The 21,172-nt window shown below is 42.3% G+C and carries 13 protein-coding genes; 11 read left to right on the forward strand and 2 right to left on the reverse strand.

Features of this window, described 5'->3' with window-relative positions; genetic code table 11:
* Positions 1-184 precede the first annotated feature (184 nt).
* Both K0S23_RS05210 and K0S23_RS05215 read left to right on the forward strand, forming a co-directional pair.
* Positions 185-637 (forward strand): response regulator, encoded by a 453-nt coding sequence (locus tag K0S23_RS05210; RefSeq protein ID WP_300355249.1) that lies wholly within the window; start codon positions 185-187, stop codon positions 635-637.
* A gap of 104 nt (positions 638-741) precedes the next feature.
* Complete coding sequence (locus K0S23_RS05215; protein WP_300355251.1) at positions 742-1,248, forward strand: hypothetical protein; 507 nt, start codon at positions 742-744, stop codon at positions 1,246-1,248.
* Positions 1,249-1,355: 107 nt separating this feature from the next.
* Here the strand turns inward: K0S23_RS05215 and K0S23_RS05220 are convergent, their stop codons facing one another.
* Positions 1,356-1,832: an acyl-CoA thioesterase gene (locus K0S23_RS05220; RefSeq protein WP_300355253.1), complete on the reverse strand. Its 477-nt coding sequence runs from the start codon at positions 1,830-1,832 to the stop codon at positions 1,356-1,358.
* Positions 1,833-2,085: 253 nt separating this feature from the next.
* Between K0S23_RS05220 and K0S23_RS05225 the strand changes: the two genes are divergently transcribed.
* Together K0S23_RS05225 and K0S23_RS05230 are read left to right on the forward strand one after the other, a co-directional pair.
* Positions 2,086-11,844, forward strand: coding sequence for an FG-GAP-like repeat-containing protein (locus tag K0S23_RS05225; protein ID WP_300355255.1), 9,759 nt, complete (start codon positions 2,086-2,088; stop codon positions 11,842-11,844).
* 115 nt (positions 11,845-11,959) lie between these two features.
* Positions 11,960-14,260, forward strand: coding sequence for a hypothetical protein (locus K0S23_RS05230; protein ID WP_300355257.1), 2,301 nt, complete (start codon positions 11,960-11,962; stop codon positions 14,258-14,260).
* A gap of 51 nt (positions 14,261-14,311) precedes the next feature.
* Here the strand turns inward: K0S23_RS05230 and K0S23_RS05235 are convergent, their stop codons facing one another.
* Positions 14,312-15,748: an AAA family ATPase gene (locus K0S23_RS05235; RefSeq protein WP_300355259.1), complete on the reverse strand. Its 1,437-nt coding sequence runs from the start codon at positions 15,746-15,748 to the stop codon at positions 14,312-14,314.
* 253 nt (positions 15,749-16,001) lie between these two features.
* Between K0S23_RS05235 and K0S23_RS05240 the strand changes: the two genes are divergently transcribed.
* From K0S23_RS05240 to K0S23_RS05270, 7 genes are all read left to right on the forward strand, one after another.
* Complete coding sequence (locus K0S23_RS05240; protein ID WP_300355261.1) at positions 16,002-16,751, forward strand: DUF3822 family protein; 750 nt, start codon at positions 16,002-16,004, stop codon at positions 16,749-16,751.
* Positions 16,742-17,281: an RsmD family RNA methyltransferase gene (locus K0S23_RS05245; protein WP_300355263.1), complete on the forward strand. Its 540-nt coding sequence runs from the start codon at positions 16,742-16,744 to the stop codon at positions 17,279-17,281. The genes K0S23_RS05240 and K0S23_RS05245 overlap by 10 nt, the downstream gene beginning before the upstream one ends.
* A gap of 1 nt (position 17,282) precedes the next feature.
* On the forward strand, positions 17,283-17,744 hold the full coding sequence (gene coaD, locus K0S23_RS05250) for a pantetheine-phosphate adenylyltransferase (RefSeq protein ID WP_300355265.1): 462 nt from the start codon (positions 17,283-17,285) through the stop codon (positions 17,742-17,744).
* A 2-nt stretch (positions 17,745-17,746) separates the two neighbouring features.
* Positions 17,747-19,174 (forward strand): redoxin domain-containing protein, encoded by a 1,428-nt coding sequence (locus K0S23_RS05255; protein WP_300355268.1) that lies wholly within the window; start codon positions 17,747-17,749, stop codon positions 19,172-19,174.
* An 84-nt stretch (positions 19,175-19,258) separates the two neighbouring features.
* Complete coding sequence (locus tag K0S23_RS05260; RefSeq protein ID WP_300355271.1) at positions 19,259-19,843, forward strand: nitroreductase; 585 nt, start codon at positions 19,259-19,261, stop codon at positions 19,841-19,843.
* 75 nt (positions 19,844-19,918) lie between these two features.
* Complete coding sequence (locus K0S23_RS05265; protein ID WP_300355274.1) at positions 19,919-20,689, forward strand: hypothetical protein; 771 nt, start codon at positions 19,919-19,921, stop codon at positions 20,687-20,689.
* Entirely contained in the window at positions 20,690-21,172 is a 483-nt protein-coding gene (locus K0S23_RS05270) for a cupin domain-containing protein (protein WP_300355277.1), read from the forward strand.

A 21,172-nucleotide genomic window follows, 5' to 3' on the forward strand; every position in this document is an offset into this window, starting at 1 on the left:
TCCTACCCTATAAACCTTACAGCTAAAGGGCTTTAACATTCCTTCACAGATCGCGGTATGAATTTCGGAAAGAGATCGATGTTGACATGCTAAAACGTTCAACCGCGAGGACATCATAATCAATATAGATCACTCAGCGCGCTAAAAATAAGCAGCAACACAAAACAAACTAAAAACAAATGTCATGGAAAAGCACCCATTCTTCGGACTACGCATTCAGGTACTAGACGACAACCCCTTTTATACGACTTTGTATAAATTACAGTTAGAACGTGAACTGCTCAGCGCCTATTCCATGCACCAAAATCATTTCAAGATCAGCACATATACGGATTCCAAAGATTTCCTTTCTGATCTGCCGGGAATTCATTCGATCGTGTTCCTCGATTACAACCTGGGGTCAAATCTTACCGGGCTCGACATCATGGACAAGATCAAAAGGAAAACTTCCCTGGCTAAAGTGTATATTGTCACAGATGAAAATAATTCATATATCCTCCGTTCTTGTTTGGATGCCGGTGCCGACGGGATCATCTTCAAAAACAACGAACTGATGGAACTTTCCTTGATGGTGATTCAGCAAACACTAAGCAGCAAGGATTTTCCATACCAATTAAATGTTCCAAGAATCAATTAATGGAGATAAACACCATTTGAGTAAACAGCTATAACCGTTCAGGTTTTTGATTAAACAGACAGCTTCAAAAAACTTAGATTTAGTTTAACTCTAATCTCAGTTTTATGAAAACAATTGCACCATTTAGTCTGTTTATTTACATGCTTCTCCTGTCCGCTTATTCCTTCTCCGAAACAGATTCCCTGTTGATCCAGAACAATATCCCCAACTGGGTAAAGCCTGTTTTGGAGAAATCGGAAATAGCCCAGAAACACCAGATTCTAACGGATTTCAATCCCTTCTATTTTGAAGCTGATTTCACGGGAGACGGCCAGGTAGACATCGCCTTTTTTGTAGAGAACAAGATCGATAAAACGCGGGGCGTAATGATCGTTAACAATGTTAAGAACCTGGTTTATGTCATTGGTTGCGGAACCTCCACAGATATGGGAACTTCACTTTCCTGGACAAAACGCTGGTTCATCTACCGGAATAAATACATTATGAACGACGGGGACAAGAAAAAGATCAGCTTAAAACTCCCGGCAATTCAATTGATCCGCAGCGACACCAACAGCCTGGTTATCTACTGGACAGGAAAGAAATACAAAACTTTCCTCCAGCAATCTTAAAAAGTTCAAAGGTAACTTCGACTCCGCTGCGCCTATGCTATAGCTTTATCGCAAACATTCAGTCACCTTTTTAGCAGGGAGTTCATGGTGATCGAGCGGAGTCGAGATCAAAATAAGTCCTTCAAATGCGGCCCCATCTCCACTTCAATATCCTTGCGAAGCTCCATTAAGCGCTTGGCGTATTGCTGTAATTGCATCTCGCGTTCGCTATTGGGAATCCACTGGTTCGTTGCTTTGGGATTTCCTTCTTCATCTACAGAAACAAAGACAATCACACAGTGGGTTGTCTTTTCGTATTTTGCTTCGCTCATCTTGCGGGAAAATACATCCACACCAATATGAATACTGGATTTCCCCGTATAGATCACCCGTGCCTGGATTTTCACCAAACTCCCGATATGAATAGGTTTAAAGAAACGGATCCCGCCAACATAAACCGTTACGCAGTATCCTTCCGACCAGGTAGAAGCACAGGCATATGCTGCCTGATCGATCCATTTCATCACAGCGCCTCCGTGAACCTTGCCTCCAAAATTCACATCGGTTGGTTCGCTTACAAATTGAAAAGTAATTTTGTCTTGCATGGAAGCGAAAATAAGTGAATAGTTTGTTTTAATTGAATTATCAATTAATTTTGTTTCATTTTTAACAAAAATACAACCTTTTGATTTTTTTTTCGTCGAATGTATACTGAAAAACTAACGCTTCGGAGATAATTCGATTTAGCAATCCTTGATTAATCGCAAGTGTGCGTAATATTTTGTTAAAAAAAAACTATCTTCGCGTGTAAAAACTAAAAACTAATACACAACTTCCTGTTACCTTGACTAAACGAATATGAAAAAACTACTTTTAGCACTATCACTCTCCATGATAGCGTCCTTTAACTGGTCTCAGGTTTCCAACGCCTGTTTTAGCTCCAGAAATGATTTTTCTTTTAGCAGACCCAATTCTCAATCCCGCGGAATTACCAAAGGGGATTTTGACAACGACGGAAAACTGGATGTTGTTACCACAGCTTACACCAGCGGTGCCGGACAGAAACGTTTTTATTTCCAAAAAGGATTGGGGAATGGAAAATTCGGAACAGCAATCGGAAATTGTACTTCAGGAAATTTACCCCAGGATATTAAAAGCACTGATTTTAACAATGATGGGAACCTGGATATCGCTTTTGCAAATCAAACGGGAGTTTACATTTACCACGGTCAGGGAAATGGTATTTTTGACAGTATCACTTCATTAACCCTTACGAGTGCGAAATACATGGCATTGGGAGACTTCAATGAAGACGGTGCCATGGACGTTGTGGCAACTACAGCAACTTCTCAGTTCACTTTGTTTAAAGGAACGGTAGGAAATCCTACTTTATTTACTTCTACTCCATTTACTATTTCCGCATCTATTCAAAATATGGAAGTTGCTGACATGGATGGTGATAACCATTTGGATGTGGTTTCATACACAGGTAGTGGTATTTATATTTCAAGAAACAACAACGGAAGTTTGGGTAACTTCTTCACAGGTACTGCTATTTCTACAACAGGAACAACCGCAGCAGATTTAACCCTGTGTGATATTGATAATGACGGGGACACGGATGTTGTTGCCTCAAATAAGGGCAGTAATAATATTTCTGTCCTAAAAAATGATGGATCCGGCACTTTGACCTTTCATGCATTGTATACAACGGAAGCCGGGCCTGATGGAATTGATAATTTTGATATCAACCAGGATGGATTCAAAGATATTGTAGTCACGAACATGGGAGCCAGTACCATCTCTGTTTTCTTTGGAAGCAGTGGCGGTGTATTGAATCTCTACCAAACAGCTCAGGCTGCAGGAAATCCACGTGCCCTGGTTGTTGGTCATTTTACAGCCGACACTTATGCGGACATTGTAACAGCTCAAAATTCAGGGCCATACATTAATTCATTTATAGGAAATGCTTCGCATAATTACTTACAAACCAACTTATTTGATATAGCTGCCAGCCCAAGCTCGGCTTTCGCAGCAGATTTTAATGGCGACGGAAACCAGGATGCGGCCATTACTCATTCCACTCTGAACAGTGTACAAATCTATTTGGGGAATGGTGCTGGGAATTTCACTACAGGAGCAACGCTGGCCACCGGAACAACTCCTGTCCATATTATAGGAGCAGATTTGAACAACAATGGTTCAATGGATCTGGTAGTTGTAAATACCGGAAGTAATAATATCAGTGTGTTTTATGGTACCGGAAGCGGTACTTTTTCTGCAGGAACAACGTATGCTGTTGGAACAACTCCCGTTCAGGCTAAAATAGGTCATTTGAATGGGGATGCCTTCGCGGATATCGTGGTAAGTAACTCCGGAAGCTCCAATATTTCGACTTTAACTTCCAATGCCGGTACTTCTTTTAATACCGCAGTGCCTACAGCAACCAGTGCTTCGCCATATGCAGTATTGATCACTGATTACGATAATGATGGTTTGAACGATGTACTTGTCGGTCATAATGCAAATACACAACTGTTAAGATTCAAAGGAAATGGAACCGGTTCGCTCGCAGCCAATGGAAATGTTGGAACCGGAAGTGCAACCTATTCGTTTATTACAGCTTTAGAATCTGCTGACCTGGACGGAGATGGAGATAAAGATGTCCTTGTCGGAAGAAGTGGAGATATTGGCAAAACTGCTAATCCTGCAACAACAAGTGGTAGTTCTACAGTAAATACACCCGGTATTATGAATGCAACACTTATACCAGGCGTTGCGGGTACAATCAGCGGGATAAAAATAGTAGATGTTAACAACGATGGAAAACTGGATGTATTAGGTGTTTTTAACAATGGTGGAGCAGCTGTAGGTACATTAACAGTAGCTGTTGCAACGAATTTCGGCGTGGATGCAGGCTATGTATTAAGCACTCCTAGTTTTGGCTTCGCCTCGGAAGTTGATGCCTCAGGTTTGGCCGTTGCAGATTTCAATAATGATGGCCGGGTTGATGTGATTGTGCCGAACAAAGCATCTAACAGTTTTACGTTACATTTAAATACTACTCCGATAATTACTGCAGGCGGACCAACTACTTTTTGCAGCGGAAACAGTGTTACATTGACTTCTACTCCTGCTACTTATTGGTATGACTGGGATCCGAACAGTGAAACAACACCGTCAATCTCTGCAACTACAACAGGACCTTATTATGTCCTTACTTCTTCTTCATGGAGTGACTGGTGTCAGGCTAAATCGGATACGATCACAGTAACGGTTACTCCCGGACCAACTGCCCCAACCATTACTCCCGGCGGACCAACAACATTCTGCTCAGGTGGTAACGTAACCCTTACCTCATCTCAGGCAACTGGAAATCAGTGGTACAAAGACAATGTATTGATCGCAGGTGCTACAAACCAAACATACATTGCTACAACTGCCGGTGTTTATACGGTAACATATGCAAGTGGCGGATGTACTTCTTCACCGTCAGCGGGAATAACGGTAACTGCGAGTCAGACTCCGGTAATTACTGCCGGCGGACCAACAACCTTCTGTACCGGTGGTTCTGTAATTCTTACTTCTAATGTCACAACAAATATTCTTTGGTCGAACGGAGCAACTACTCCTTCTATTACTGTAACTACCGGTGGAAATTACTCGGTACAGAATATCGTAGGAGGCTGTCCTACCCTAACATCCAATGTTATTACTGTAACAGTTGGGGGAACATTAAGTACTCCTACCATCTCACCTGCCGGACCGGTAACACTATGTCCGAGCGGATCAGTCACTTTAACATCTTCTTCAGCAACCAACAATATCTGGTCAACCGGAGCTACAACACAATCGATTGTAGTAAATACTCCCGGATCTTATTTTGTTCACCTGGATAACGGTTCCTGCGTTTCCGGCAATTCAGCAACAGTAACGGTAACTGCAGGATCAACTCCTGCAACTCCGACGATCACTCCGGGCGGACCGACAACATTCTGTGCGGGTGGTTCTGTAACCCTGACTTCAAGTGCAGGAACTTCTTATTTATGGTCGAACGGGGCTACAACGGCTTCTATTAACGTAACAACTGCCGGAACTTATACGGTTCAGGTAACGAATGCTGCCGGTTGTCAAAGTGCTGCAAGTGCAGGAACAACAGTAACGGTAAATGCAATGCCTGCAACTCCGACAATTACTCCTGGCGGACCAACAACTTTCTGTGCAGGTGGTTCTGTGACCCTGACTTCAAGTGCCGGAACTTCATATCTATGGTCGAATGGAGCTACAACGGCTTCTATTAACGTAACAACTGCCGGAACTTATACAGTTCAGGTAACAAATGCTTCAGGTTGTCAAAGTTCAGCCAGTGCTCCGACAGCAGTAACGGTAAACGCTTTACCTGCCGCTCCGACAATTACTCCGGGCGGACCAACGACTTTCTGTGCAGGTGGTTCTGTAACTCTTACTTCCAGTGCGGGATCTTCATACTTGTGGTCGAACGGAGCTACAACGGCTTCTATTAACGTGACTACTTCCGGAACTTATACAGTTCAAATCACGAATGCTTCGGGTTGTCAAAGTACAGCGAGTGCGGGAACTACTGTAACGGTAAATCCTTTACCTGCCGCTCCGACGATTACTCCGGGCGGACCAACGACTTTCTGTGCAGGAGGCTCTGTAACACTGACTTCAAGTGCAGGATCTTCTTACTTATGGTCGAATGGGGCAACAACTGCTTCCATTAACGTAACAACTTCAGGTTCATATACGGTTCAGGTAACGAATTCAGGTTGTCAAAGCACGGCAAGTGCTCCGACTGTAGTAACAGTAAATGCTTTACCTGCTCCTCCGACAATTACTCCAAGCGGACCAACTACTTTCTGTGCAGGTGGTTCTGTAACATTAACTTCAAGTGCAGGAACTTCTTACTTATGGTCGAACGGAGCTACAACTGCTTCTATTAACGTAACGGCTGCAGGTTCATATACTGTTCAGGTAACAAATGCATCGGGTTGTCAAAGTTCAGCCAGTGCTCCGACAGCAGTAACGGTAAATCCTTTACCTGCCGCTCCGACAATTACTCCGGGTGGTCCTACTACTTTTTGTAATGGGAACTCCGTTACTTTAACTTCAAGTGCAGGAACTTCTTATTTATGGTCGAACGGAGCTACAACGGCTTCTATTAACGTGACAACTTCAGGAACATATACTGTTCAGATTACGAATGCTTCAGGTTGTCAAAGTACAGCAAGTGCAGGAACAACTGTAACGGTTACAAGCGGACCTCCGGCTCCGACAATTACTCCGGGTGGTCCTACTACTTTCTGTGCGGGTGGTTCTGTAACATTGACTTCAAGCGCAGGAACTACTTACCTGTGGTCAAACGGAGCTACGACGCCTTCCATTAACGCAACAACTTCCGGTTCTTATACTGTTCAGATTACAAACGCATCAGGATGCCAGAGTACAGCCAGTGCTGCAATTGCAGTAACTGTAAATGCTTTACCTGCTCCTCCGACAATTACTCCAAGCGGTCCGACAACTTTCTGTACTGGTGGTTCTGTAACACTGACTTCAAGTGCAGGAACGTCCTACTTATGGTCGAATGGAGCTACAACTGCTTCTATTAACGTAACGACTGCCGGTTCATATACTGTTCAGGTAACAAATGTTTCTGGTTGTCAAAGCACCGCAAGTGTTCCGACAGTAGTAACTGTAAATGCTTTACCTGCCGCACCGACAATTACTCCGGGCGGACCAACGACTTTCTGTGCAGGTGGTTCTGTAACACTGACTTCCAGTGCAGGAACTTCCTACCTATGGTCAAACGGAGCTGCAACTGCTTCTATTAACGCAACAACTTCCGGTTCTTATACCGTTCAAATTACGGATGCAAACGGATGTACAAGTCCGTTTAGCTCTCCAATAGCAGTAACAGTAAATACTTTACCTGCCACTCCAACGATTACCCCTGGAGGGCCAACAACTTTCTGTGCAGGTGGTTCCGTAACATTGACTTCAAGTGCCGGAACTTCCTACTTATGGTCGAACGGAGCTACAACTCCTTCCATTAACGTAACTGCTTCCGGAACATACACTGTTCAGATTACAAATGCTTCAGGTTGTCAAAGTACAGCAAGTGCAGGAACAAGTGTAACAGTAAATACTCCTCCTGCTGCACCAACAATTACTAACGGTAGCACAGTCAATTTCTGTCTGGGTGGTTCCGTAATCTTAACTTCGAGTGCTGGAACTACTTACCTGTGGTCAACCGGTGAAACAACTCAATCGATCACCGTTACTGCATCAGGTTCTTATACTGTTCAGGTAACAAATGCTGCAGGATGTTTAAGTGCATCAAGTGCACCTACCAATGTAACCGTAAATCCGCTTCCTGGCACTCCAACCATTTCAGCTGGCGGCCCCACAACATTCTGTGACGGTGGTTCTGTAACATTAACTACTTCACCCGCTTCTGCTTATATCTGGTCAAACGGTGAAACAACACAATCGATTAATGTAAGTGTATCCGGTAACTACTCTGTGCAGCATGAAAACGGATCTGGTTGTCAGAGCTCACCAAGTAGCGTGATTTCAGTAACAGTAAACCCTGTTCCAGCAACACCTGTGATTACTGCAGGCGGACCAACAACATTCTGTGCGGGCGGTTCGGTAATACTGACGTCCTCAGCTTCCAGTGGAAACCTGTGGTCTACAGGTGAAACAACACAATCAATCACCGTTACAACTTCCGGATCCTATTCAGTTGGCGTTACGAATGGATTTGGTTGTACTGCTTCAGCTACCCCAACAACAGTAACGGTAAATCCGGTTCCTTCGATTCCAACAATTACAGCAGGCGGACCAACAACATTCTGTAATGGCGGTTCGGTAATACTGACTTCTTCTGCTTCTACAGGAAACCTTTGGTCGACAGGTGAAACAACGCAGTCCATCACGGTAACGACAAGCGGTTCGTATACAGTAGAACAAATTCTGACAGGATGTTCTTCAGGTAATTCTGTTGCACAAACAGTTACTGTTAATCCGAATCCTTCTGTTCCGACAATTACTGCAAGCGGACCAACAGGCTTCTGTGTAGGTGGTTCTGTTGTATTAACTTCTTCTTCGACGACAGGAAATCTTTGGTCAACAGGGGAAACAACACAATCTATTACAGTTGCAACTTCGGGATCGTATTCTCTTAATGTTACTAATGGATTCGGATGTACTACATCTGCTGCTTCGCCTACAACAGTAACAGTTACCCCGGTTCCTTCAGTTCCGACAGTTACTGCTGCCGGATCAACAACTTTCTGTGATGGCGGTTCAGTAATACTGACTTCTTCTGCTTCTTCTGGAAACCTTTGGTCGACAGGTGAAACAACTCAATCTATTACAGTAACAACTGCCGGGTCATATACAGTTGAACAAATCATTTCAGGCTGTTCTTCGGGCAACTCAACAGCAATAGCTGTTACTGTTAATCCGAATCCTTCAGTTCCGACAATTACTGCAGGCGGACCAACGACTTTCTGTGCAGGCGGATCTGTAACTTTGACTTCTTCTTCTTCTACCGGAAATACTTGGTCGACCAGTGAGACCACGCTGTCTATTACAGTGACAACTTCCGGGTCTTACTCTTTAAATGTTACCAATGGATTCGGATGTACGACATCAGCAGCTTCACCTGTAACCGTAACTGTAAACCCAATTCCTTCAGTTCCGACAATTACTGCTGGTGGGTCAACAACTTTCTGTTCCGGAAGTTCAGTCGTACTGACATCCTCTGCTTCCAGCGGCAATCTTTGGTCAACGGGTGAAACAACGCAATCCATTACAGTAACAACTGCCGGTTCATTTACTGTAGAACAAATATTGGCCGGATGTTCTTCAGGGATTTCGGCTGCAATAAATACCAGTGTAAACCCTACACCTGCTGCACCAACAATTACTGCAGGCGGACCAACTACTTTCTGTGCAGGTGGTTCTGTTGTATTAACTTCTTCGGCTACATCAGGAAACCTTTGGTCGACAGGTGAAACAACTCCATCAATTACAGTAAGTGCTTCAGGTTCTTATTCGGTAAGCGTTGTTAGCGGACCATGTACTTCTGCTGCATCAAACGTGATAAATGTTACAGTTAACCCGATCCCGGCAGCCCCAACAATTACTGCGGGCGGACCAACTACTTTCTGTACAGGCGGTTCAGTTGTATTAACCTCTTCATCTGCGACAGGAAACCTTTGGTCAACAGGTGCAACAACACAATCGATCACTGTTTCAAGCAGTGGTGTTTATACAGTGAATGTAACGCAATCGGGATGTACAGGTCCGGATGCAAGTCAAACAATTACGGTTAATCCAATTCCTTCGGCACCAACAGTTACTGCTGGCGGACCAACTACTTTCTGTGCTGGCGGATCAGTCGTACTGACTTCTTCTGTCTCTTCAGGAAACACCTGGTCTACAACCGAAACCACTCAGTCAATTGTGGTAAGTGCCAGTGGTTCATATACGGTAACTCAAACAATATTGGGCTGTACATCACCGGCCTCAACACCTGTAAACGTTATTTCGAACGCTATCCCGGCTGTTCCTACCATTACAGCTGGCGGGCCAACAACATTCTGTGCAGGTGGGTCTGTTACATTAACCTCATCTTCACCAAGTAATAACTTTTGGTCCAATGGAGCTACTACACAGTCCATCACTGTAAACGCATCCGGAACTTTCCTGGTACAGGTGATTTCAAGCGGATGTAGCTCAGGAACTTCGGCTCCAAAAACAGTTACGGTAAATTCATTGCCTCCTGCACCAACGATTGTTACGGGAACAAGCGAATCAATTTGTGCGGGTTCTTCGGTAACGTTAACATCTTCTTCGACGGGTGGAAATTTATGGTCATCAGGTGAATCAACACAATCAATATCGGTTTCTTCGGCAGGTTCCTATTCGGTAACTGTAACTGACGGAAACGGATGTGTATCACCTTCCTCTTCACCAACAGTAGTAACAGTTAACCCGGTTCCTGCAGCACCGGTTATCAATGCAAACGGACCAACTACTTTCTGTTCCGGTGGTAATGTGACACTTAGCTCCTCTTATCCTTCAAATAATTTATGGTCAAGCGGATCTACTGCAAATTCAATAACACTAAGCAGTAATGGAACATACACCGTAACACATACAGACGGAAACGGATGTGTTTCTGCTGCGTCAGCTCCGGTCACAATTACAGTAAATGCAATTCCTGCTGCGCCGGTTATCAGTGCAAGCGGACCGACTTCTTTCTGTACGGGTGGTTCTGTTGTCTTAACATCTTCTTATTCGACTGGGAACTCATGGTCAACGGCTGCAATGACGCCAAGCATTACTGTTACTACCGGTGGCGTATACAGTGTCATTCATATCGACGGAAATGGATGTGCATCAGCAACTTCTGCACCGATAGTGGTAAATGTATTCTCGAATCCTTCTCCTCCATCAATAACAGCAGGCGGTGCTACAACTATTTGCCAGGGATCATTTGTTACGCTTACATCTTCTTATACAAGTGGAAATACTTGGTCAACCGGGGGAACCACGCAAAACATTAACGTGACAACCGGCGGAACTTATACCGTTACTCACACCAATGGAAACGGATGTTCAAGTACAAGTAGTCCGATAACCATAACGGTTATTCCGGTATCTTCGATACCAACTATCTCTGCGTCCGGATCAACTACAATTTGTGATGGCTCAAGTGTTACATTAACTTCATCAGATCCGAACAGTACCTGGTCAACCGGAGCTACGACACAAGCTATTCTTGTTACAACTTCGGGTTCATATTCGGTTGTGGGTAACCAAACGGGATGTCCTTCACAACCTTCGGCGCCTGTTGTTGTAAACGTAAATCCATCACCGGCAACACCGATCATTACACCAAGTGGTCCGACAACTATTTGTGAAGGTGAAGAGTTATTCTTATTTGCTTCCGGATCAGGTACAAACACTTGGTCTACAGGATATGTCGGGCAAGTACTGGACGTGACTGTTTCCGGAAATTACTGGGTATCCGTTGAAAATGTTTACGGATGTATTGCTTCGTCAGCGGTAATCCCGGTAGTTATAAATGCGAACCCGGTGGTTACTGTCAATCCACTGGATCCAGTGTGTTCTTTCAGCGCTCCGTTTACAATGTCAAACGGTTCACCAGCGGGAGGTACCTATACAGGTGACGGAATTACCGGTAATATTTTTGATCCTGCCGACGCAGGTATCGGATCGTCTATCGTAACATATACCTATGTGGATGTAAACAATTGTTCCAATTCTTCTCAAACTACACTCGACGTAAATGACTGTGCCGGCATTGATGAAGAAGAGAAATCATACTTTTCTTTATTCCCGAATCCAAACAACGGACAGTTCAAAGTGACATCAAGCGGAACTCCGATGGATCAGATCATTATTTATGACGCACAGGGAAAAATGGTGTTCAATGAATCCTATTCGGGAATATTTACTCTGGACTTTGATTTGAATGCTTATTCGAACGGAGTTTACTATATCGAAATAAACAGTGATCGGGAAATTCGGGAACGAATTCCTCTAATCATTAATCATTAATCATTAGAAAAAATAACCCAGGCATTTATAGTCTGGGTTTTTTGTTAACAAATATTTCTGTTACGTATTTTAGTCGAAACAATTATTAAGATATTTGAATTCCATAACAAAACGAATGAAATACGTCTATACCCTTCTGATATCATTGGTATGCCTTACCTCTTTTAGCCAGGGAACAAATGATTTAACGGCTGAAGATCGTGCTTACCTTTTTCATATTGTCAAGAAAAGCCCTATTCTGGATAACAGCATTGGCCGCTATTTTGAATACTCCGGACCACTTGTCCGTCTGATGAACAAAGAGTTAAATTATGATTCCATTGAGAGTTATATCATCAATAATCCAACTTCACTTTTCATCAGGAAGGGAGAAATAGAAAAATCACCGAAAGGTATCATTGCTGAAGCTGCCAATAAAATGGCCCTCTGGGAATTGAACAAAATGCTTCTGGCATCCCGCCAGTCGGAAAATGACCTGGAACGTTACAAGACACATTACAACCAGTTTGAAGCTATTCTAAAATCAAAACTACCGTCTTCTGCAATGAAAACTGAAAACGGGAATACAGAGATTCAAAAGAAGATCTACGCTGTTCTCAATCCGAGTCTCAGCTTCGACGATAAGGCTGCCATGCTGGCAACCTTCCATTTCTTGTCTGTGGAAGATCAGTTAGTGACAATCGAGGCAATGAACTACGCAGTGAATACCTATGTGGAAAGAAGGGCCTATGATATCTTCCTGCAATTGGGAGGAACGGCTGATGTCTTCAGAAATATTCTGATTGCTGCCGGAGACGGATCGGAAACATCCGGTTTATTGAACGAACGGGAAAAAGATGAAAACGGAAGATGGAACAAAGGGCTCCCGAAAGCAATCGGGCTTTTCCCATACGAAGCGAAGATCATTGACCCGTCAAAACGAAATAAAACAGCACTTGAACCCGTGCGAATGCCTACCATAGATTTTGAAACAGTTGGAGAAAATCGCTTAACCCAACTGCATTTTGATGTTTGGGGCTACAATTCGAAAAAGCAAACAACTGTGGTTATTGAAAGAAACGGAAAGTCTTATCACTTGTTCGGATCAAATGACACGCGTTTCCTTTCCCCAGATTCTACTTACAGCGACGGAAAAACTTTCCAAACTGTAATCAACGAATTGGAAAAAGATAAAATTGCCAAACTCTGGGACAAGATCTATGGAAAAAAGGGCTACGATTATGAAATCGAAACGGCCAAAAGAAAAAAGGACGAAACTGAAAAGAAAATTAACGAGGACGAGCACAAGTACTCCGATATGACCCAGGGAACGATTTCGACTAGTTCAAAAGTCCCTGCTTCTGTAAAAAGAGCGAAGAAAAAAGCCCTGAAAAAATCAACCGGGGGCGAGTTCAAAGCACAACCAAAAACAGATTCGGATAAGAAATCACGCAAAAAAGAACAGACAGGCATCATCTACCTTTACGGCGAATACGAACGTTACAAAAAAATAATCGCTGACCTGGAGATTGAAAAGAAAGCCGCAATTGACCTTATGGCAATCTACCAAAGAAGACTCGACAACTACAAGTCTGCAATGGGCTATCATTGGGTGGATTACACCGAAAAGGACGGACTGTATACCTTTTCAGATTCTTCCACTTTCGATTTATACACCCAGGAGTTCACATTCATGGCAGACACCCTGAAAACACCGTTCGAAGTGCGACTGATCGCTATTCCTGACGGACCACTTTCTGACAATGCAGACGAAGTAATGCTGCATGTAAACCTTGCAGATTCAAAACCGGGATTCGATGCACGTGTTCAATTGAACTTAGTGGATCAATTCGAATCAAATAAATGGAATTTGAATAATGAGCTGTTCCACCCTTCAGACAGTGTTTCGGTAAGACAATTCTTTGAGGCTCTTTTGGATAAAAAAATGCCTTTTGAAGTCATCAGCCGCGGACAGGGAGTTGGAAAATGGAACGGAACGAATGTGGTGAGAGCAACAGACCGAACCGAATGGAATGCATACCAGGGCGGAACCGATGAAGAGCGCTTAAGAGCTAAAATGGACTCTTCCAACCTCCGTTTGCGATCAACCCAGGTCAATATTTTTCTTAACCGTGGAATTTTACTGGAAATCAACACCTTCACAGATCCTGTAAAGACCAATTTAAAAGCACCGAATCAATCCATTCAAACAGAACTGAATAAATACCATTTAAGCGGAAACGATTACTTATCGGCTCTGAGAACTGCGGCAGTAATTCAAAAATTAAAAACAGAACTAAACGTACTTGCCGGAACTTACCTGAGCAGAGAGGAAGCTAAAATTGTGATTGACAGGTTAAACAAGCAATTGGATAACGCAAAAGTAAGCTGCGGACCTACTTCATTCAGATGGCAGGAGTTATTGAATATGAAATAGAAGTTGACTTCGACTCCCATGGACGCTTCGGTCAAGGTTTTCAACGCGCAATCACTTTGTTTCAATTAATTCCTCCATCAGGTTAACAGTATACAACTGCTCACTTGCACGCGTAACTGCCGTATACAGCCAGCGCAAAAAAGAGAAATCCACTTGTTCGGATTCCAAATACCCGTGATCAACAAAAACAACAGACCATTGCCCACCCTGCGATTTATGACAAGTTACCGCATAAGCAAACTTAATCTGCAATGCATTGAAATAGGGTGATTTCATAATCTCCTGGTAGCGCTTTTGTTTATTGTGTTCATGCAAAAAATCCTTTTCAATTTCGAAGAACAGGTTTTTCAGGAAATTGCGGTCCAGGTTGGGTTGTTCAATTGTCAGGGTTTCCATAAAGGCAATCGCATCAAAACGATCTAATTCCGGGTAATCGATCAGGGAAACTTCCAGGTGCGCAAAGCGAACTCCATACAACTCTTCCACTCTCCTTATACGATGAACTTTCAGTAATTCCCCGTTTGCTATAAATCCGGCAGAACTGAGAGGATCCAGCCAAAAATAATTGTTCTTCACTACCATGAGCAAATCCCCGCCGCACAGTTCTTCCTCCATCATCAGAATCCGGTTCCGGATATGCTGATTATATAAGTTGGCCCGTTTATTTGATCGGGTAACGATCATCACCTCGTCTGCCCCATAATTGCTGTAAGCAGATTCAATCTTCTCGATCAGCTCGTCTCCGGGAACTGCTTTCACATCCGGATAAGTCTGTAAATCCAACTGCGGTACTTCTTCATTCACCTGTGCCTGGCGAATCCGTGTAGCATTTTCCAAAATCCCCGAATCGGTCCGCTGACGGACAACTGAAGTCAAACCATAAACCGTGAAATTCACTAAAGGAAAATGCTGATCCATGTAAGCTGTACTCAATGCCGGGCTTTCATCCGAACCCACCGGCGGAAGCTGTCCTTCATCACCCAATAAGATCAGTTTACAATTCTCCCCGCTCAAAGCATATTGAAATACATCCTCCAATAAGTTTCGCGAAACACTTCCATCCGCTTGCAGGGAATAATCTCCTATCATGGAGGCTTCGTCAATGATAAAAATAGTATTCTTCGACTTATTCGGAGCAAGCTGTAGCTTCACTGTTCCGTCCGGGCCGGTTCCGGTAAAATAGATCCGTTTATGAATCGTGGTGGCAAGCATTTTAGACCGAAGTGAAAGTACTTTCGCAGCTCTTCCGGTTGGAGCCATCAAAACCGTTTTTCGTTTTAAAACATTCAATGCCTGAATATAAGCCCCCAGAATACTTGTTTTACCGGTTCCCGCATACCCTTTCAATATAAAACAAGCCGGATTCTCTCCCTCAAAAGTGAAATTGGAAAGATGACGAATTAAAAGTTCCTGCTCTTCATTTGGCGTATGTCCAAAAAAAGACAAGATCAATCGATAACACTCCTCTTGAACAGAAACTGAATCCATACTCCAAAATTACATATTCTAATTACGAATGCATACACTCAAAAATAAGCGCACGCAGATTTACTGACAAAGCTTGTACTATCGGTTAATTTTAATACCCTGAATATTCGGGAAAGTATTGCTCTCATTGCAAATAATATCCAGTGCATAACTATCTGCGTAAATCTATTGAATCTGCGTGCTAAAAATAAGCCCACTAAGATTAATCAGCTTAACGCAGGCTAGTTTTACTATATTTGTATAAAACAATTTTGTGCAGTTAATACTAGAAATTACTCAGCAAAGCATTGCAGCTTTCCAGCTTACCGGAAGTGAAATTCAGTTATTGGAAAAAGCAAATTGTACGAAAAGAACCGATACAGGCTACAAAGAAGTTTTGACCCAGGTAATTGAAAAGATAGGGAACCTGGACCGTTTCGAAAATTTCTCCTGCTCCTATTTTTCACAAGAGTTTTGCCTGGTGCCAAATTCCTTATTTGCAGCCTCAACACCGGAAGTTTTACTGCAGTATACTGCCCACAAAACGATTTCAAAAAGCGATACGGATTACAATCGACTGCCTGAATGGACTTCGGTAATCATATACCAACTCCCGATGTGGGTAAAATCAGTACTTATCCTCAAAGCGCCAAGAATTGTTATTCAACATGAAATTGCTCACCTTCTCCGGCATTTGACTACCGGTTCACTGATTCCATTGCGCAGCCATTTGGTGATGCATGAAGAACAATTTTCATTAGTAGTTCGAAAGGACGGAAACATTGCTCACACGAGTATCCAGGAATACCAGACGGAGGAAGACATTGTATACCATTTGGCAACAGTCTTCACTCAACTTAAAATAGATTCGAAGAATGAATTATTTATTCATGGTACCGGAGAACAGATCGAAAGTATCCAAAAACGCCTGGCATCACATTTAAAGAAAATCAATTTGTTTGAACAAACGAAAGTCGAAATACAAGCATCCACTCATCTTCAATATCAGACACTGTGCGTATAGTTAGAGGTATCTACAAAGCAAGAAGGTTTAGTCCTCCTAAAAGTTTTCCTTCAAGACCCACAACGGATTTTGCAAAAGAGGGAATCTTCAACGTACTTGAAAACAGATACAGCCTGTTCAATCTCAATATATTGGATCTGTGTGCAGGAACCGGAAATATTTCATTGGAATTCCTGTCACGGGAAGCCGGAAATGTAACTTCACTTGATAAAGATCCGGTTTGCATCAAATACATGTATAAGCTCAAAAAAGAGTTGGGAATCGGAGATGAATGGCTGATCACTAAAAACGAAGTACGAGGTTACCTTGACAATTGCAGCGAGACCTTTGATCTGATCTTTGCCGATCCACCCTACGCCTTGACGTTTCACGATACGATAGTCCGCATTATTCGTGAACGCAAACTATTAAATCCGGGCGGAATTTGCTTGATTGAACACGGAAAGCAAACAGATCTGACACAGGAAAGCGGATATTTGGAAACCAGAAACTTCGGTAATGTTTACTTTAGTTTCTTTCAATTCGAATGACATGAAAAAAAGTGCATGCTTCCCGGGATCCTTTGATCCCTTTACCAAAGGTCATGAAGATATCATCAGAAAAGGTCTTGGCTTATTTGATGAAATAGTCATTGCTGTTGGAATAAATTCCACGAAAAACTATTTATTCCCGCTTGAAAAAAGATTACAGCACATCAAAAGCTGTTTTAAGGATGAACCTAAAATTCGTGTGATCACCTACCAAAAACTGACTGTGGAAATGTGTCAGGACGAAGGATGTAACTATATTCTGCGCGGACTGAGAGATGTGAAAGACTTCAACTACGAAGTCCCGATCGCATTAATGAACCGTTCAATGACTGAGATCGAAACTGTTTTTTTAATCCCTGACACTTCTCTTTTCGCGATCAATGCAACCATTATCCGGGAAATCTATAAAAATGGCGGGAAAATTGATAAGTATGTAACAAATTTCGAACAGCTCGTTAATTAGACATGAACAAGTATTGCATCCTCTTATTCGTTTCCATTGTATTTTCCCAGGTCTATGGTCAATCCCTAACTGAAATAACGGGTTTTGCACCTGCATACGCGGGAAAAGAAATAGAAGTTTACCAGATTTCTGATTTTATTACGCTTCGGGAAGAGCGAATAGCTTCATCAACCGTGAAACCCGACAGTACATTCAGTCTTGTCTTTAATTTGGATGAAACCCGTAAACTGATTTTGAAATCCGGGAATAACAAAGCAAATTTGTTTGCAAACCCTGGGGGAAAATACGATGTGCTATTCCCCGAAATAAATAAATACGATCCGTATAATCCATCCGGGAACAACGTAGAACTCGTTTTCTTCAATTTGGGAAAAGAGGATATCAACTATAAAATCCTGGAATTTAACAGATGGAACGATGAATTTGTTGCCAGGTACTATACCAAACATAATGCAGATTCGAAATACTTTGTTGCCAGACTCGATACCTTTAAACTGGATGTCGAAAAATACTACAAGGCTGACACAACTGATAAATACTTTAATTATCACAGGAGATATACCATTGCAAAACTGGATGATCTGCGCTTTGTAGGAAGCCGGAATCAATATGAAAAATTTGATTTCTACATCCGTTCGACCCCGGTTTACTATCAAAACGAAGCCTACATGCAGTATATTCTGCATTTCTATGAAAAATTACTCCCACGTATCAATTCAGAATTGAATAATAAGGTATATCTGGGAATATTGAAGTCAAGTCCGACCGTGATTGCCAAAGCACTTTCCCAGGAATACACATTAACCAAACAATACAAACTTCGGGAGTTGGTCATGCTGAAAACGCTTTCGGAGTGTTACTATGAAAAGGATTATCCGCAAACCAATATCCTGACGATTCTCGACAGTATTTCGAAAAACGCATTGTATCCTGAAAACAAGATCATTGCCCAGAATATCCGTTTTCGGCTAACAGAATTAAGCCAGGGATCCAAAGCTCCGGATTTCCTGATTAAAGATGAAAACAAGGACCTTACCCTCCAGAATTTTCAAAAGAAATACCTCTATTTATTTTTCGTAGATCCCACGAGCCTGGATAATATGAAGCAAATGAATCTTTTGAAACCTATTTATGAACGTTACAAAGAGAATATCAACTTTGTAATGGTCTACAAGGATAAAAGCGGGATTGATCTGGCTAAATTAAAAAACGAACTTCCCTGGACGGTTATTTCGGGTAAAGAGAGTAATTCCATTTTCAAAAACTACAATGTGGTCAATTATCCCTATTACCTGTTGATCGACCCCTTCGGTTATGTGGTAAGCGCTCCTGCTTTGGGGCCAATGCCGAATGGTTCATATGAAACCATTGACAAAACCTTCTTTATGATCCAGAAAGCACTTAAAGAAGGGAACGGAACCGATCGCTAAATAAGAGTTCTTATTTCAAACTCAGCTTAGAAAGGTTCATTGTTATTCGCGAATTCGAGTTATTTTTACACTAAAATTGAAAGAATGCGTTACAATCTAAGTGAAGTAACAGCGATTATTCGCGATCGAAGAACCATTTACCCGGAACAATACAGTACTCGAAAAATTCACAAAGAGCAAATAGAACTTTTGCTGAACAATGCAGTTTGGGCGCCAACTCATGGAATGACGCAGCCATGGAGATTCATTGTTTTCAGGGAAAATGCATTGAATGACTTGTCAGAAACCCTGGGAAGCATTTACCTTTCAGAAATTCCAAAGGAAAAACAAGTGGACAGCAAACTGGGAAAGCTAATGAGCAGACCCAAAATGGCCAGTGCCGTGATCGCAGTTGTTTTAAACCGGGAAGAAGATACCCGGATTTCAGAAGAAGATGATTTTGCTGCAATCTCATGCGCCATTCAAAATATGCACTTAACAGCAACAGCACAAGGAATCGGGGCATTCTGGTCCACTCCGGCTATAATGAAATCCGAACGCTTCAATGATTTTTTGGGTTTGGGAAAAGGACAACGCTGTGTTGGCTTGTTTTACCTGGGTTATCCAGCTGTCGAATGGCCCAAGGGTCAGCGAAAACCCATTGAATACCTCACAGAGTGGAAACAATAACTCAGGCAAATCAACGTTAGTTTACCAACTAAACAAATAGATAACCCGTTTAAAGTAGAAAGAGAACAAAGTACAATGCAGAAATCCATATTTATATTATTTATTTGTGCTTTTTCGCTTATTTCCTATGGACAAAAACGAAAAAAAGAACGATTCCCTTCTTACTTTGGAATTGTAGCAGCTCCGGTCATTCCAAACAATTTCATAGGCGCGGTTCATACTGAAATAAAGGATAGCTCAGAGTCAATGACCGCTGACTTTCATAATAAATGGGGTTTTACATTTGGAGCGACTATCCGGATCGGATTATCGAAGAATATTAGTCTTGAAACAGGGATATCACAGGTAAGACGTATCTATAACGTGGGTATTTCAATCCCCGATTCAAATATTTACGACAGCCAGAAACTTTCGTTTGTCAATTACGACATTCCGCTGAATGCACTTTTCTACGTTAAACTGACGGAAAAATGGTATGCAGATGCTTCTTTGGGAGTTTCTATTACTCATTATCCTTCAGATGTCCAGGATTCCATGCTCCCTGAAGCGAAAAAAGCTATTTTCATCCAGGGCAGAAGAACCGAAAGTACTTATTTCGCCTTCAATGCCGGTTTTGGGTTTGAATACCGCACGGAAAAAGCAGGTACATTCTTCTTAGGATTCGGAGCAAAAGTTCCGTTCAAACCACCCCTTTTTGGAGTTGCTATTTTTAGACAAAGCGGAACAGCGAAACAGTTCTTTGCTTACGACCCGATTTCTGCAGGATATTTCACAATTGATTTCAGGTATTTTATCCCGACACCAAAAAAGAAAAAGGATCCTGTAAACCAACCTCTTATAGAATAAATGGAACTTCCTGCAAGAGCACAAGAAATTATTGAAAAATTCAATTTAAAAAGTCATCCTGAGGGTGGCTTTTATGTTGAAACCTACCGTTCTGCGGAAATCATCCCCGGAAAAGACCGCCAGCTTCTGACAAGCATTTATTTCCTGATCACTGGAAACAGTATTTCGAGGTTTCATCGCATTCAATCGGATGAGTGCTGGTATTTTCATGAAGGTTCTCCCCTGCTCGTTCACAGTATTTTGCCAAACGGAGAACACCAGGTCACGGAACTTGGGTTGGATCTTACTCAAAATGAAGTTCCCTTCCATGTGGTTCCGGCCAAAACCATTTTCGGTTCACATTTGAAAGATGATAAAGGTTATGCCTTTGTTTCATGTGCAGTAGCTCCCGGTTTCGATTTCAGGGATTTCGAATTGTTTTCTTTTGAAGAATTAATGAAGCTTTACCCAACTCATCGATCCATTATTACTAAATTGACATAA

Origin of the sequence: Fluviicola sp., assembly GCF_029266855.1 — a bacterium.
Lineage (GTDB): Bacteria > Bacteroidota > Bacteroidia > Flavobacteriales_D > Crocinitomicaceae > Fluviicola.